17 protein-coding genes and 1 pseudogene are annotated in these 15277 nt (G+C 50.3%); all 18 read left to right on the forward strand.

The annotated features are described in order from the left end of the window. A partial coding sequence (locus EDD77_RS18330; RefSeq protein ID WP_207667962.1) for a hypothetical protein occupies positions 1-196 on the forward strand: 196 nt, incomplete at its 5' end. A 179-nt stretch (positions 197-375) separates the two neighbouring features. Further along, positions 376-1359 carry a tyrosine-type recombinase/integrase gene (locus tag EDD77_RS16855; protein WP_058962570.1) on the forward strand — a complete coding sequence of 328 codons (984 nt, stop codon included), beginning with the start codon at positions 376-378 and terminating at the stop codon, positions 1357-1359. Continuing rightward, positions 1356-2501 (forward strand): hypothetical protein, encoded by a 1146-nt coding sequence (locus tag EDD77_RS16860; RefSeq protein WP_058962571.1) that lies wholly within the window; start codon positions 1356-1358, stop codon positions 2499-2501. Before EDD77_RS16855 ends, EDD77_RS16860 begins: the two co-directional genes overlap by 4 nt. A 49-nt stretch (positions 2502-2550) precedes the next feature. Further along, positions 2551-3006 carry a hypothetical protein gene (locus EDD77_RS16865; protein ID WP_058962572.1) on the forward strand — a complete coding sequence of 152 codons (456 nt, stop codon included), beginning with the start codon at positions 2551-2553 and terminating at the stop codon, positions 3004-3006. Between the two features lie 56 nt (positions 3007-3062). Beyond that, positions 3063-3362, forward strand: a complete 300-nt coding sequence (locus tag EDD77_RS16870; protein WP_058962573.1) for a hypothetical protein — start codon at positions 3063-3065, stop codon at positions 3360-3362. 6 nt (positions 3363-3368) lie between these two features. Beyond that, positions 3369-3776, forward strand: a complete 408-nt coding sequence (locus EDD77_RS16875; protein WP_058962574.1) for a DUF3846 domain-containing protein — start codon at positions 3369-3371, stop codon at positions 3774-3776. A gap of 68 nt (positions 3777-3844) precedes the next feature. After that, a complete protein-coding gene (locus tag EDD77_RS16880) occupies positions 3845-4621 on the forward strand; it encodes a ParA family protein (RefSeq protein ID WP_058962575.1) in 777 nt (258 codons plus the stop codon). 1 nt (position 4622) lies between these two features. Further along, entirely contained in the window at positions 4623-5492 is an 870-nt protein-coding gene (locus EDD77_RS16885; protein WP_058962576.1) for a ParB/RepB/Spo0J family partition protein, read from the forward strand. Then, positions 5489-5758 carry a septation protein SpoVG family protein gene (locus tag EDD77_RS16890; RefSeq protein ID WP_058962577.1) on the forward strand — a complete coding sequence of 90 codons (270 nt, stop codon included), beginning with the start codon at positions 5489-5491 and terminating at the stop codon, positions 5756-5758. The genes EDD77_RS16885 and EDD77_RS16890 overlap by 4 nt, the downstream gene beginning before the upstream one ends. Next, on the forward strand, positions 5755-6462 hold the full coding sequence (locus EDD77_RS16895; RefSeq protein WP_058962578.1) for a sortase domain-containing protein: 708 nt from the start codon (positions 5755-5757) through the stop codon (positions 6460-6462). The genes EDD77_RS16890 and EDD77_RS16895 overlap by 4 nt, the downstream gene beginning before the upstream one ends. A 48-nt stretch (positions 6463-6510) precedes the next feature. Beyond that, entirely contained in the window at positions 6511-6969 is a 459-nt protein-coding gene (locus tag EDD77_RS18855) for an RrF2 family transcriptional regulator (protein WP_394326272.1), read from the forward strand. Positions 6970-6979: 10 nt separating this feature from the next. Continuing rightward, positions 6980-7948, forward strand: coding sequence for a hypothetical protein (locus EDD77_RS16905; protein ID WP_132587453.1), 969 nt, complete (start codon positions 6980-6982; stop codon positions 7946-7948). A gap of 75 nt (positions 7949-8023) precedes the next feature. Then, positions 8024-8221 carry a hypothetical protein gene (locus EDD77_RS16910; RefSeq protein WP_058962580.1) on the forward strand — a complete coding sequence of 66 codons (198 nt, stop codon included), beginning with the start codon at positions 8024-8026 and terminating at the stop codon, positions 8219-8221. Positions 8222-8274: 53 nt separating this feature from the next. Further along, positions 8275-9006, forward strand: a complete 732-nt coding sequence (locus tag EDD77_RS16915; RefSeq protein WP_058962581.1) for a Fic family protein — start codon at positions 8275-8277, stop codon at positions 9004-9006. Between the two features lie 113 nt (positions 9007-9119). Continuing rightward, the gene (locus tag EDD77_RS16920) at positions 9120-9464 is read left to right on the forward strand and encodes a hypothetical protein (RefSeq protein WP_132587454.1); all 345 of its coding nucleotides are present in this window, start codon (positions 9120-9122) and stop codon (positions 9462-9464) included. An 81-nt stretch (positions 9465-9545) separates the two neighbouring features. Beyond that, on the forward strand, positions 9546-10451 hold the full coding sequence (locus tag EDD77_RS16925; RefSeq protein ID WP_058962583.1) for a 3'-5' exonuclease: 906 nt from the start codon (positions 9546-9548) through the stop codon (positions 10449-10451). 63 nt (positions 10452-10514) lie between these two features. Further along, on the forward strand, positions 10515-11669 hold the full coding sequence (locus EDD77_RS16930) for an Ig-like domain-containing protein (protein WP_058962584.1): 1155 nt from the start codon (positions 10515-10517) through the stop codon (positions 11667-11669). Between the two features lie 162 nt (positions 11670-11831). After that, positions 11832-15277: pseudogene (locus EDD77_RS16935) on the forward strand (hypothetical protein); the annotation flags it as partial.

The raw sequence follows: 15277 nt of genomic DNA on the forward strand, positions 1-15277 counted from the left end.
GCAGTTGGCCGACCGCAACTCTTTTCTACCAGTAGGTCTTTTTTCATTATATAATTTCTTTTACACTCCCCGGCCTAGCCGGGGGTTGTCTTTACACTTAAGCAAACAAACCAAAACGCCCGCATTCGCCGAGCACAACGCTTGGCGGACGCGGGCGTTTTCTTTATCGAAACATAAAGAAAGCCCACAGGCATAACCTGTGGGCTTTTGGTGGAGAATTAGGGACTCGAACCCCAGACTTCCTGCGTGTGATGCAGATAGTCATAACTCCACCTCTTCAATAGGTTAATTTTTTGTTAACATTTTCCATTAAATGGCTGGTTTTTACCCAAACCCCTATATGCTAGTAATTACCATAATTTAGGAGGTTTGCTAATGATTTGTATTAATTGCAGAAACACGGTGCCTACCGGTCAGTTCTGCACTTGTTGCGGCTGGAACCAAAAGAAAACAATTCAAATCACACTAGGCATGATCTACAAACAATGGAGCCGCCAGCACTACCGAAGATTAAGTACAAAAGGAATCGCCGGGTATGAAAATGCCTGGCGATTTCTTTTTCCTCTGAGCAATAGAGAAATGTCTTCCATAACACTGGAAGATTATCAAGAAATTATTGATAGCCAACGCCACCTATCACGCTCGCATCAAGAGAAAATCCAGCAGCTCATCAGCCAATTATGCAAGAGAGCAATGCTTTCCGGGCTGATCCACATCAACTACGCTGAATATTTGGAGCTTGATGGAAAAAGCAGCACTCCCTATCAGGCATTCACTATGCGGGAGCTTCAGCTGCTTATGGACTGTGCGTATTCCGGCGACGAGCATAGCGAAACCGCCCGAATCATCTTAATTCTCTGTTTTACTGGGTGGCGTCCTGAAGAATTATTTAAAATAAAACGAGAAAGCGTCAACATCAATGATCGCTACTTCATTTCCGGGTCAAAAACACAGGCTGGAAAGAACCGGATTGTCCCTATTTCGGATACCATCTGGCCCTTTATTTTAGACTTCTACCTCCATATCCCCGATAGTGGATATTTAATTCCAAGCCCAAACGGAAAACGTATGAATCTTCAAAATTGGAGAACTCGAAAATTCTACATCTGCTTGCAGGTATTAGGCATCAACCCGCCAGATAATCCCAGGCGGCTGAAGCCCTATTCAACGCGGTGTACATTTGCAACCCTTGCCTACCGTGCAGGAGTCAAAGAGGAGCTTTTGACAAAAATGATCGGCCATGTAGATTTCAAATTCACATCTGACCGATATATCCGAAGTGATGTTTCTGACTTCCGCATTGAAGCAAAAAAGATCACACAGTATTTCGATAACAACACGAGGGAGGTAAGCTCATGATATTAGGTATCATATCCGATCCATCCGTATACCGGCAGGTTTCCATGCTTAATTTTCGTGGAAACTATGATATTCGGCACATCGCCGCTCGCAGCCCAAGCGAAATCCGTAAAGCCTTGGAAGGTGATACCGCCTTCACTCACATTCTGATGGATATAGACTACATCCATCAGAATGCCGATGTGCCATTAGAACTGTTGTCTCGGCTGATAAACACAACCAACTATTGCTGGCTGATCCTTGCGAATGGGTATATGCCGGATAGCCGCCTCATGCGTGATTTACTCGCATTGGGCATAGAGCGGGAAAACATCTTTCTGCAAGGCGGCACCGCCATGAAAGCCAGGATAAGCCAACTGCTGCAGCTGGGCACCGAAGAGGGCAGCTTCTCTCCCCCTCCTCTTATGGAAGAACCACAAGTTGAGTCTTCACCAAGTATTCTTCCTCCTTCTCAGATAGATATTGTAGCAGGCAAAGCCATGGCTATTAAAAGACCTCCCCGCCCCGCCACAAAAGCAGTTACGGTTGCTGTTGCCGGGGCAAGCCCTCGGATCGGCACTACAACACAGGCCCTCCAGCTTCTGCTCTTTCTCAGGGCAAAAGATTATAGCTGCGCTTACTTGGATATGTGCAGCAGCGGAAAAATGGAACAATTGTTAGACATCTATGAATCCTGTGACCGAATCAACGGACATGAGTTCACAATCCAGGGCCAGCATATCATCACCAATGGCAAGCTGCTCATGCAGGCCCGCAGTGAATATGATTATGTAATCTGTGATTACGGCCCCTATCAAGATATTCTTGAGCCGGTCTCCTTTTGGGAAAAAGACGTAAAGATTATGGTTGCCGGTACGAAGCCCTGGGAAAGCGCCCAGCTTCCCGCTGTGTTCGAGGATGACGATGGAAGCTTGCGCTACATTTTTTCTTTTGTTCCGTCAGCTGATGAAACATCGGTGCGAGAGCAAATGGCAGAGAGCGCAGATAAAACCTATTTTGCTCCATACGCCCCTGATTATTTCAGCTATTCCGGTGCCGATGAACTCTATTCCGCATTGGTTGATTGCCCTGGCCCATCTCCTGCTCAAACAAAAGAAAAAGGACTACGCTTCCTTTTCAATCGGAAGAAGAAAAAGCAATGAACAACGCAGGTACGACCGTCGGTCGTACCTTAACAAGGAGGAATGAACCATGACACACGTTGAACGGTATCAACAGCTTTTAGCACTGAACGAACAAACCGCTCCAAAGGATCACCAGTACGCCGCAGCATTTTTTGTTCTGTCTTTCGATGAAGAGCTTTACTCCCTTGCGTCCAAACCTGGCATGATCACAGACGATGGGATCAACTTTCCTAAAATGCGGCAAAGCAAACGCCACCTTTCCGCCCCCGATCAGCACCTGTTATCTGTTGCTCACAATCTTTTTTCGGGACATAGCTCCTGCCCGGAAAATCCCTACTGGGTTCTGTCTCAGCTGCCCGCTCCGCATTATATCTGCGCATTGCAGGCAATAGGTATAGTCGGCGGCAAGCTCTCGTTTGAGATCGAAAGAGGAGAATTTGTGTTCAGTGATGCACCATTGCGTCAGACCATGCAGTTCTATCTCGAAACAGAAAAAATGCGCGAAGCGTTTCTTTCTCGGTAACCTTGCAGGTACGACCATCGGTCGTACCTGTTTCTTTTTGGGGGAATCATGAAATCATGAAAAACAATCGTCTGCGGGCTGCCTGGAATCTACACCAGCAGCAATCGGCTCTGCGCCAAACTTATGGGATCAATGATCCAAACACCGTCATTGTAGAGCGAAAAAACATTTTCACAAATTCTCTTCGTATCATCTTAAAGGCACTGGGCCAGGTGATCCGTTTCGCCGCCAGTGCTGCAATTGCTGCACTGGCTTTGATCGGCCTGGCTGCACTGGTTTACCCTGACACCCGAACTCTACTGATGGACAAAATCGTGGAGAGCATGGCACAGCTCAATATCTTTTTAGGAGGCTGACTAAAAATGGATGTATTGCTCTTTGAACCTGGAAAATATCCTCGTTCCGTTTCAGTTGACACCTTAGAGGAAATGCAACAGCTTGTTGGCGGCTGGATTACCGCTACTTATCCTTTCGATGATCCGGTAGCGGTAGTCGCAAACGATGAAGGTCTGTTGCTGGATCTTCCTTTCAATCGGATGGTTGATCCCTACCACCCGATTGTAGGGAATTTTTTTCTGGCAGGTATTGGGACGGAAGACTTTATCTCCCTAAGTCCCGAACTGATGGAAAAATACGAAAAAGCTCTGCATGATCCTCAGATTTTGGTGCGTAACTCCAGGGAACCGTTACAACTTGCCGGAATGCCTGTCACCCCGCAGCAGTATCAATGGATCACCCATAATGGGATGGAACAAGCACCCACACCGTAACAGGTACGACCATCGGTCGTACCTGTTTCTATATTACCAAACAGATAAAAGAAAGGCAGGAAATCAAAATGAAAATCGTATCTATTGCAAATCAAAAAGGTGGAGTTGGCAAAAGCACTACCGTCATCAACATGGCCGCAGCTCTGGTCAAACGCGGCAAATCGGTTCTGTGCATCGACTTTGACCCACAGGGGCACTTGTCCACCTTTATGGGCTGGGAGGGCGATACTCCTACTACGGGCGATCTGATGCAGTCTATGGCAAACAGCGGAAGACTCAGTGAAGATCAGCTTTCCATGGCAATCTGCCATCACGAAGAAGGAATGGACTATATTGCAGCCAATGTGACTCTGGCTGCCGCTGATATTTACCTGGTCACTACCATGTACCGTGAACAGGTCTTGCAGCGGGTTTTGAGCCAGCTGCCTACTGGACAGTACGATTACATTTTGATTGACTGTCCGCCCAGTCTGGGCCTGCTGCTGACCAACGCACTTGTGGTAAGCAGTGAGGTCATTATCCCCGTACAAGCCCAGATGGCCGCTCTGATGGGGCTTGAAATGCTCCAGCAGGCCATCGAAAACGTTGCGAATGTAACCGGCGGTCAGCTCCGAATCAACGGCATTTTGCCCACTATGGTGGATCACACCAGACAGTCTTCCGCAGTGTGCGAAGCACTGCGGAGTGATTACCCTGACCTCACTTATAAAACCGAAATTTCCCGGTTGATCGAGGCCGCTGACTCCACCGCTACCGGGCACAGCTGCCTGGCACTGCGCCGCAGCGTGATCGGCAGCCAGTACACTGCTATGGTGGATGAATTTCTGAACCGGGAGGGAAAGTAAAATGGCAGGAAAAAATTTCAACTTCACCAAAGCCGCGCGAGGTACGACCGATGGTCGCACCTCTGCCGCTGCTCAAAACACACTGCTCACTTTGATCGGTGGTTCCACCCAACCGGTGCAGCCATTGGCATTATCCATGCTGGATGACCATCCTGAGCAGCATCGTTATCACATGTCGCAGGAAGACATCGACTGGCTGGCTGAAAGCATCAAGGTAATGGGTGTTCTACAGCCCATTGTGGTGCGGAACAAGCCGGATGGGCGATATGAGATTTTGGCCGGTCACAGGCGCAGCACTGCCGCACGACAAGCCGGATTGACCACGATCCCCGCCCTGGTCTATACAGACCTGGACGATGAATCGGCTACCTATATTTTTCATGTTACGAATCTTGGGCAGCGAAGCATTCTCCCCAGTGAAAAAGCATTTGGATACCAGGAGGTTTTACGGGTGCTGGAAGCGAAGGGGCTGCTGAATGGGCAAACCACTGCCGCCATCGCTCAGGAAACGGGCGAGGATGTACGCACCATTCAGCGGTATCAGCGGCTCAATCAGCTGACCAGGGGCCTGCTCGACGCAGTGGATCGCGGAGAACTTTCCGTTCGTGCTGCCGGTGAGTTATCCTATCTGCCGGAAAAACAGCAAGAACGAGTTGCGCAGCGTATCGAAGAAGGAGAACAAATCACCCAGCAGACGGCACGGGCCATGCGTGATAAAAGCAAACGGGCGCAGCCTGCCAAGCAGCCCCCCGCTGTCGTTAAAATCAAGTTCGCAGCCATAAAAGAATATCTGCCTGAAAACGCAACAGAAAAAGAGGCTTCCGAATATATTTTGGAGGCGCTGGAGTTTTGGAGGGATCACAGGGAATGACCGTCGCAATTTTGAACTTTATGGCGAATCCGTTTGAAACCAGTAGTCTGAAAGCTTGGGCAGACATCCAGCTTAAGGAAAACGGTTGTGCCATCCTTACCTTGTGCGGGCTGAAGCTGATTCAGTGCCGGGACGGGCATCTGGTTGTAAAAATGCCCTCGCTGCGGCAGGGGAATTCGTATAAGACGCTCTGCCACATTGATGAAGCGTCTTTACACAAGAAAATCACCAAGGCGCTCATTGAGCGGTATGAGGTATGTAAATGAAAAAGTTTCATTTAGTGTTTGCAGCCGTGGCCGTCGCACTGTTTTGTGCGGCGGCCATTGCTTTTCCCCTAAGCAGCAGCCAGGGAACTTTCCACCAGGTTACCGCTCCTAAAAAGACATCACCTGACCATCGGTTGACTTCTGCACAAGCAAATAATCCCGATACTGTCGCTTGGATCACCATCCCCGGAACGAACATCGACGGCCCAGTGCAGCAGGCTGACGATAACGAATACTATCTCCGCCGAAACGCGCTGGGAGAAAGCGATTATGAAGGTTGTCTCTATGCAGACTTTGAATGTGAACTAAGCACAGCTGAAACACTGAGCACCAACACGATTATCTATGGTCATAGCTTCACAGCGTCCGGCCAAGACCCCGATATTGGTTTCGGCCAGCTGCGTTTCTACCTGGAAGATGATTTTGCCAAAAAACACCCGGATATTTTTCTTTCTGTTTCGGATCAGAAATTGCACTTTTCCATCGTTTCTGTGGGGTTGGCCGACACAGCAGAAGATCAGGTCTGTATTTTGACTGATCCAACTTCCAGTCAGCTTCAGGCTCTGACTGAAAAAGCCATAGCCAGAAATCAATTGACCTCCAGCTTCTCAATTAAGAGCAGCGACAAGCTGCTCACATTATCGACCTGTACGGACAACTCCAACCAACGTCTCCTGCTTGTGGCCACATTGGTTTCGGACTAACGAACCAGGTACGACCGATGGTCGTACCTACAACGCAACAAAGAAAGGGTGAGCATTTTGCACTTCCGAGCCGAAACGGATTATGGTATCAGAACCATGCTTTATTTGGCGCTTAACTGTAACGCGGGATTTATCTCTTCTGCAAAAATCGCAGAGGATATGAGTATTCCCCCCAAAGTTTTGCCGCGCGTCCTTGTTCGACTGAGCCACAGTGGTTTGGTACAGTCAAAAATCGGGAGCACCGGCGGCCACCAGTTAGGCCGATCGAGAGACAGCATCACACTTTTGGATATTGTGCAATGCATGGAAGATCGCCTGACATTGAGCCGCCACCGGCAGGCAATATCTCCTATCGCAGCCTCACTGCTTACCAAAACAGATGACTGTCTGTTTGTCCTGGATGACGCTTTGAAACACGCAATGGCACTGTATACTCTCCAAGACCTGGTTGATCCAGCTCCACAGACAGAATTTCCGCGATATTTTCACATTTCCAACGCATGCTGAGGTCAACACTTTGGATATTATTTTTTCACTGTTTATTTTTGTGCGCCGTCTGATCTGGTTCTTCACGATTGTGGTTTTATTCGTAGCTGTTAAGAGACTCCGGCATCATCAGCAGCCACCACAAGACATGTCATTCGCCGTCTTTTGTTGTTTGTACGAATGGATCATCCGAGAGTTCATCTATTTTATTCTCCCCATCCCCAACCCCTTTACACTTCCGTTCGAACGGCGGATCGTTCCGCTATTTCTTTTGACTTCCTACGCCTTTTGTGCCATAATGTTCAGCATTCAAAAGCACGGAGGAATAAAGAAGATCATGAGATACATTGCTGAACAGTTTTTTGAATCCGTACACGCATGCAGATCCCTTTTGGTTCGTTTTAATGAATGGCGCTATTTCGATCTCGCACAAAATATTCTAACGATTTGCCTCATAGCAGGGTTTCTTATTACATCGAATGCCGCTTCGTTAAGGCAAGGGCTGCTGTTTCCGTCCCTGTTGCTGCTCGTTATGTACTCTGTACGGTTTATCTACCAGGCACTCTCTTCTGTAAGAAAGCTCCTCGTTTTTTGGTTGTTTTCCCCATTCCTTCTGCTACCGATTTCCTGTGCTGTTATCAAAGCTGGAGCAAAAACACCCCCTGCACTGACTTTTTGGTTTGAATATTTTTTCTTTGTTCTGCTGTTCATTTTATGGTGGAGCTTCACCGCCTGTATGGCCGACGATGATGTGGCCAAGCTTGCCAGTGCCTTCATAAGCACTATCACCACGATCGGCACAATTGGCAGCAACATTGTTCTGGTTTTTGCCGAACAATATATCATTGACTTTTTCAGTGGTTCGGCTGAAGCTAGTGCGGTGTACAGCGCCATCGTCATAATAACCAATATGATCTTCCTTCCGCTTCTTTCGGCCAGTCTTCTCGCATCACTTGCAAAGGATCTTCAAATCTATCTCTTCAAAGGCACTGCGAAATAAACCCGCTTTCATCAGGTACGACCATCGGTCGTACCCCGCCGTACTTTCATACTCAATCTCAGGAGGTTCGCTACCATGAACGAAAAAAACTACATTTACCTTACCAAAGCTCTAACCTACTGTGAATTGTGCTACTTGGAAGATGCGCTCAAAAATTTCTCTCCCGCACATCTGGAAAATGAGCGTGAGCAGCTTGCCCTTACAGCTTTGCGGCAGAAGGTGACATTTGCCAGGGGCTGGGCACACCACTATGGAAAAACTGACAGGGAATAGTCCATTGAAACACGGTGTTATTTCGGGTACAATATCCACAAGGAGGGCTGCCCATGAATGAGATTTTGAAACTGTTACGGCACGAAAAAGAACACCACCGGAAAGGCGGGCTGTATCACCAGACACAAATCCTATTCGCCTATAATTCCAATCGCATTGAGGGCAGCAGATTGACCCACGAGCAGACCCGGTTCATCTATGAAACAAATACGTTTCTGCCGGATGGGAACGCAGCAATCCACACGGATGATGTGATTGAAACGCTGAACCACTTTACCGCGTTTGACTACATGATCGATGTGGCAGAAGATCCCTTGACCGAAGAGATAATAAAGAAACTGCATTATCTGCTGAAGCGCGGCACCTCTGACGAGCGCGATCCAAACTTCAATGTTGGAGAGTACAAAAAACTTCCCAACATGATTGGTGAAATGGTTTACACTACGGAACCAGCAGAGGTTCCCGCTCAAATGAACAGTCTGATGACCCAGTACCACAAGCAGAAAATACAGGAACGGGAGATAATCGACTTCCACTATCATTTTGAAAAAATCCATCCATTCCAGGATGGAAATGGTCGGGTCGGTCGCTTGGTCATGTTCAAGGAATGCCTTGCTCACAACCTGGTTCCTTTTGTCATCGACAGCGACCACAAACTTTTCTATTACCGTGGCTTACGGGAATATCCACAAGAACCCGGCTATTTGGTTGATACCTGTCTTTCTGCTCAGGATAACTACCAGAAACTTATTTCTTATTTTCTTCAACCACCAATCTCCCCTTGATAAAAAGGCCGGTATCACAACCGGTCTTTTTCTTTGTTCAGTACGACCGATGGTCGTAGCTGGCCTTAATTCGCACTGCAACCGCTTAACATACGAAAGAGACGGTGATCAATGTGAACGATTATGCTTTCCAAACCTGGGACGAATGGAGCGACTCTTATTTTCAAATTGTCAGCAATGAACTATTCGGTGGCACTCGAGATCCTCGTCACTACGGCAATCCATTGCATGGCTACTCCAAAGCTGCCGACATACGGGATGAATATGAACAGCTTCTTGATGAAGCGGGCTACGAAGTTGCTGAAGATATGCCAACTGGTTGGGAGGATGAATTTTGGGCTGCTCTTATTCCGCTTTATCGCACATGGTTAGCTCTCTGCCAAGAACGGGCTGGCGATTCCGAAGATCGGGAGCTTGCCACTTGCCTTTTGGCTGAACTAACAAAAGAACCCTCTTAGCCCAACTTTTTGTTGCAGAGAAGGTACGACCAATGGTCGTACCTTCTCAATCCTATCCAACAGGCGATTAAGGAGATTTATATGGAACTGATTTATTGCACCGAACTGCCGCAGTATCTTGAACAAGACCCGAAAAAGGTTATGACATTGGATATTGAAACGACCGGTTTCGTTCCCCCACAAGACGAGATACTATCCCTTGCGATAATCGACGGCAACGAAAACACATTGTTCTACGAAAAATTCAAACCGAAGCATACCACCGTATGGCCGGAAGCGCAAGCAGTAAATGGTATTTCTCCCGAAGAGGTTAGCAACTGCTTGTCAATCAGAGACTATGCTGACATCATAAACGCCACCTTGGCAGAAGCGTCCGTTGTTATCGGCTATAACCACTACGCATTCGACTTACCTTTTCTTGAATATTCGGACATTACTCTCCCACCGGAAACTCCCGTTATTGATGTAATGCTCGACTACGCCGAATTGAACGGGGAATGGGACGAGAAACATCAGGGGTACAAGTGGAAAAAACTGACCGATTGCGCCGAGCATTACCAGTACCAATACCATGCTCACGATAGCTTGGAAGATGCAAAAGCCACTCTCCATTGCGCAAAAGAATGTGCAAGGGAATTGCAGGCGCGAAGTCATGAACAGGAAGCGAATATTGAATTTGCCAAAAATCTGATTGGGAAATTCTGTGAAAGCGAGTATTCCGGCAGCGCCGATTTTTCAGACTATCACCATATTTCTCTGGCGTATACCACAACCGAAGATGAATCTCATTGTATTCAAGTGGAAGCCGATTTAGTGGAATGTTCCATGAATTACCTGGTAGATAACAATTTGGTGCATCAAACCCATTATCCCAATCTTCAGGCCATGATTGAGCAAAAGTTATCCCATTTGAATTTCGATGATCTTATCTTTCCCGCCAATAACATAATTCACCAGGCTACCACTCAGGGATATATAGAGCGATAAAAAAGGCTTAACATGGTAAATAAACCATGCTATACTGTACGCAAAACAAAGGAGGAATAACCCATGAAACGAATCCTTATCGTGTCCGCTGCCATGGCCGCAGTTATGCTGCTGACCGGATGCAGCACCACCGTTACCGGCATCGATGTGCCGGAATCTATGACCGTTGAAGTCGGCCAGGCCGTTGACCTGGCTGTGAACTATACCTACAAAAACGAGAATGCCAGTGACGAGAAAAAGGCTGCCGCACAGAGCGAGGCCGGTGTGAAACTCACCAGCGATAGCCCGGCAGTGACCGTTGCTGAAGACGGCACCCTGACCGCCGCTCAGGGCGGCGAAGCCATCATCACCGTTACCAGTGCGGACGGCACCCTGAGCGACACCTGCAAAGTAACCGTTACCGTGCCGCTTACCGGCATTGCCCTGGATCAGGAAACCCTGGCCCTTGCCATCAACGGCACGGAAAGCGCCAAACTGACCGCCGCACCGGTGCCTGCGGAAAGCACCGAGCCGGTGGACGGCGTTGCCTACACCAGCAGCAACGAAGCTGTGGCGACTGTGGCCGAAGACGGCACTGTGACCGCCGTAGCCGACGGCGAAGCGGAAATCACCGCCACCCTGGGCGAATACACCGCCAGCTGCAAAGTGACCGTAACCACCGCGCCGGACGGCATTAAGTTCGGCAAGGCCAGCGGCAGCCTGACCGTGGGCGGCTCTACCACTCTGAAGCTGTACACCACCCCCAGCGAAGCAGCAGCCCCCGACATGAGCCAAGTCACTTTTACCAGCAGCGACGAGGATGTGGCAACTGTGGACAGCGAGGGCAAGGTAACTGCCAAAAAGGCAGGCAAAGCCACCATCACCGCAACCTACAATGGTCTGACCGCTGAATACAGTCTTACCGTCAACAACAAGGCTGCAGCCCCTGCTGGCGGCTCCACCGCAGCTTCCGGCAATGGCGCTGCTCCTTCCACGAACAACGGCTCTTCCGCTCCCAGCACTGGCGGCAACACGCCTTCTGCCGGTGGCTCCAGTGGCGGCACCACTCCCGCACCGGCTCCGGAGCAGCCTGCTCCGGCACCGGACAATGGCGGTTCTTCTGGCAATGATCTGCCCATCATCAATCCGGGTGATGAATGGGACGGCAGCAATGCTATCATTGGTGGCGGCGGCGTGTTTGATAGTCCCGATTTTGATGGGCCAGTAATTGATCGATAAGCACTTTCTTCTGTTTTAATTGAATCACAGTCCTAAAGGGGCTGATGCAAACCAAGTGTTTCGCATCAGCCCCTTTTTTATATATACAGACTTTTTGAAAGGCGGTGCTGCCATTGATTTAAGCACACACTTTCTCAATAAGCATACCGAATGGAGGAAACTATGCAACATAAAAGAACAATCACCCAGCGGATTGCAACGGGTGTTCTGGCTGTTGCAATGCTGCTCAGTACACTGGCCCCCACGTTTGGGCCGGTGGTCTATGCGGATGATGTAAGCAGCATTGTAACAGACGGCGGAGGCATTTCCACCGGAACCCCCGAAGCCACATCCGCGCCGGAACCTTCGGCAATCCCGGAACCGTCTGCTGCGCCGGAAGCGTCTGCCGCTCCCACGGCAACACCGGAGACTTCGGCAGCACCGGAAGAGACTCCTGCTCCAACCGCAGCGCCAGAAGAATCCGAGAGGCCGGAGGGCTCTGCCACTCCGGAGGAATCCGCAGTACCGGAAGGGTCTCCCACCCCGGAGTCTTCCGCAACCCCGGAACCTTCTTCGACTCCTACGGCAACGCCGGAAACTTCGGCAACTCCCGAACCTTCCGCTACCCCTGAGCCTACGGCAACTCCCGCGCCTCTGGAACTCATTGCCCCGGAGAGCGACTTGCTGGAGGCCAGCGTGGGGGACGAACTTACCCTGACAGTGGAACTGAACCGGGAGGATGTGGAAGTCGCATATCAGTGGCAGAAGATGTACACCGGCAAGCCGGAAGCGTTTGACACTGCTCTGGCCGATTACGCTGAAGACGAACCCACCTGGTACTCCTGGCCGCTGGAAGACAAGAGCGAGGCGGAAGCACTGGCTGAAAACCCGGATGCCACCTGGCAGGGCATGGAGCTGTATTTCGCCATCGTCGCCGCACTGGACAAGATCGAGGCGGACAGCAGCAATGTGCGCATCGCCTGGAAGACCCCCAACTACGCTCTGGACGGTTTTGCAATCACCGCCGAATCGAACGAAGATGGAATCATCCTGTATGCCGATAAAGAAAACGAGCGTCACATCGGCACACTTCAGGATGGCGAGTGGACATTTGGCGATGCGGTAGAGGCTTCACAGCCGGAAGCCACTTGGCAGGACATCGACGGAGCGACCGACCCGGCCTACACTCTGACCGTTACCGAAGAAGATTACGATACCAGCTACCGGTGCGTGGTCACGATTCTGGATGACGAATACAAGGAATTCTGCGCGAAGCTGCTGGAAGAACAGGGCATTACTCTGACCGAGGAAGAGAAAGCAGAAGAGCAGGTGCTGTATTCGGCAACCATGAAGATCGTCGCACCTGCTATGGACGAGGTGGATTTTGGGATTGCACCGCTTGCGGCCAGCGCAGCGGGTAATCCGAAACTCTCCAGCGATGCTCAGTGGATTACCGGCCTGACCAATGGCTACGAATACATCACCAAGGACACCTACGACCGTGTGACCGGCTGGCTGAACGAAGGAAAGATCACTCAAAAACAAGCCAATCGCTACTGGACTTATTTAGGCCCAAATGGTTTTAGTGATAGAATTGCAGCTAATGTCTTAGACTCCAACGGGTTTCCCATTGGCGGCGAAGATAACACCCGCATTTATAGCGGCTTCGACCTGACTGACGGTGATAAGCTGGAAGTGCTGTCCGAGTGGTACGGCAAGACCGTTTATTTCCGGCCTGTGGAAAATGGCCAGAAGTGGACTTCCACCGGTACGGCCATTGACATCCCGGCCTATACCAACCTGACCATTGACGATGACGGCCATTATGTGGAATCCGCCTCCGGCACCAAGTACAAGAAAGCAATCACCATGCTGAATGCTTTCGTCCCGGACACTGGCTCTGTTTACAAAAACTATCTTGGTGTTACAGCCCCTAATGGCTGGATTCTTCATTCTGCGGATGACAACATCCATATCCAGCTCTACACTGTTAACTGCGAAAACTTCAACCGCGATCCCGCCCGCTACCTGGTAGACGCGGAAGGCAACTATCGCATGGACAGCTTTGCCTGGGGCGTTTGCACTGACCAGGAGCCGGATATTTCCGGCAAGGCTTACTGGGAGCTGAAGAACTACATCGCCCAGGGCTATGGCCTGATGGTGGGCCACGATACCCTGTACGCATACGCGGGTGCCTACTACGATGCCTTCGGCACCGATCTGGATGAATCCAGCATCGACCCGAACGACACCACCACCCGGTATTACGCCCTGAACAGCTGGGTTCCCAACACCGGTCACTGGTACATGAACGAGCTGATGGGTGCCAACGGCGGCAACGTGAATTCCGGTTCTGTGCTTGCCAGCGATGCCCCCAGCCTGATTCTTTCCACTGGTGGCAGTCATGGGCAGTACGGCAAAAACATCCAGTACGGCACGGAAGAACTCCACATTCTGCAAACCGGCTGGGATGCAGCCACTGCAGCGGCCAATGTAAAGTACCGTACCCCCACCAATTTCCCCTATTCTTTTTCTGTTGGGCAAACTTTTGGTGCTGCCTGGACGCACACCAACCAGCAGGCAGCTTTCGGCACCATCTGGGTGGATTACAGTGGCACCAATAAGGGCGCTGCGGAGTATGGGTATTATGAAGACCCCTACACCTGGACGATTGGTGGCAAAACCGGTACAAACAACTTTTACCTGTCTGGCATCAGCAACTTTTTAATGAACCAGGTCGGACATTTGCCGACGAACTCCGCGACTACGGATGAGTCAAAACTATTCACCAACTCAGTGCTTTATATCTCACAGCGCAAACAATGCGAGATATGTGCCGCCAATCAGGGTGGACAGGAGAATTCCCACTTTGTCCGGCGCATCAGCAGCGCCAACGCAGATGAAGTGCTGACCGCACTCCAGAACGGCGGCAGTTACTGGTATCCGCTGGATGGCTGCTATATGTTGGTCGAGGACATCACCCTGCCCGCCAATTGGACACCCATCAAAAACTTTACCGGCCACTGGAACGCGGATGTGTACAAGGTCGATCTGAATGGAGCTGCCAGCGTGTTTGACACCAGCGGCAGCGATTGGAACCTGGGCACCGATAAGAGCAAGGGTGTTGAAACCGTCTTCGATAAAGACATGAAGCGTACCACCGGCGTGGCCCGTGTGGTGGGCGACCTGAACGACCTGTTCGGCACCAGCACCTCTTACGCCGGTTATACGGTCAAGGTGCTGGGCAGTGACAACCCCAAGTACATGAAGAGCGGCGAGCAGTACACCTGCTCCGTCAACTCCGATAACAAGTATGTAATCTCGAACTTGCCCTGTGTATATGACGGCACCAACGGCAACTTGAAAGTGCGCGTGTACGATCCGGCAGGCAAAGAGATCACCGACTACGGCCCGATCATCGTTAAGGTTTCCACTACTTTCTGGGAAAGCACCGAGACGATCCCTCTGCAACTGCTTTCATTCAGCGCATCGCCAGTGAAGGATGTCACCACTTATGAGAGCTTCGGCGCGAAACTGCTGGAAGGCCGTGTCTACTGGACAAGTGCTGTGACCGATGTGCAGTGGCAGGTGCAGCGCAGCGGCGGCGGCAAATGGGAAAACATCCAGGA

It is taken from the genome of Allofournierella massiliensis (assembly GCF_004345265.1).
Taxonomy (GTDB): Bacteria; Bacillota; Clostridia; order Oscillospirales; family Ruminococcaceae; genus Allofournierella; species Allofournierella massiliensis.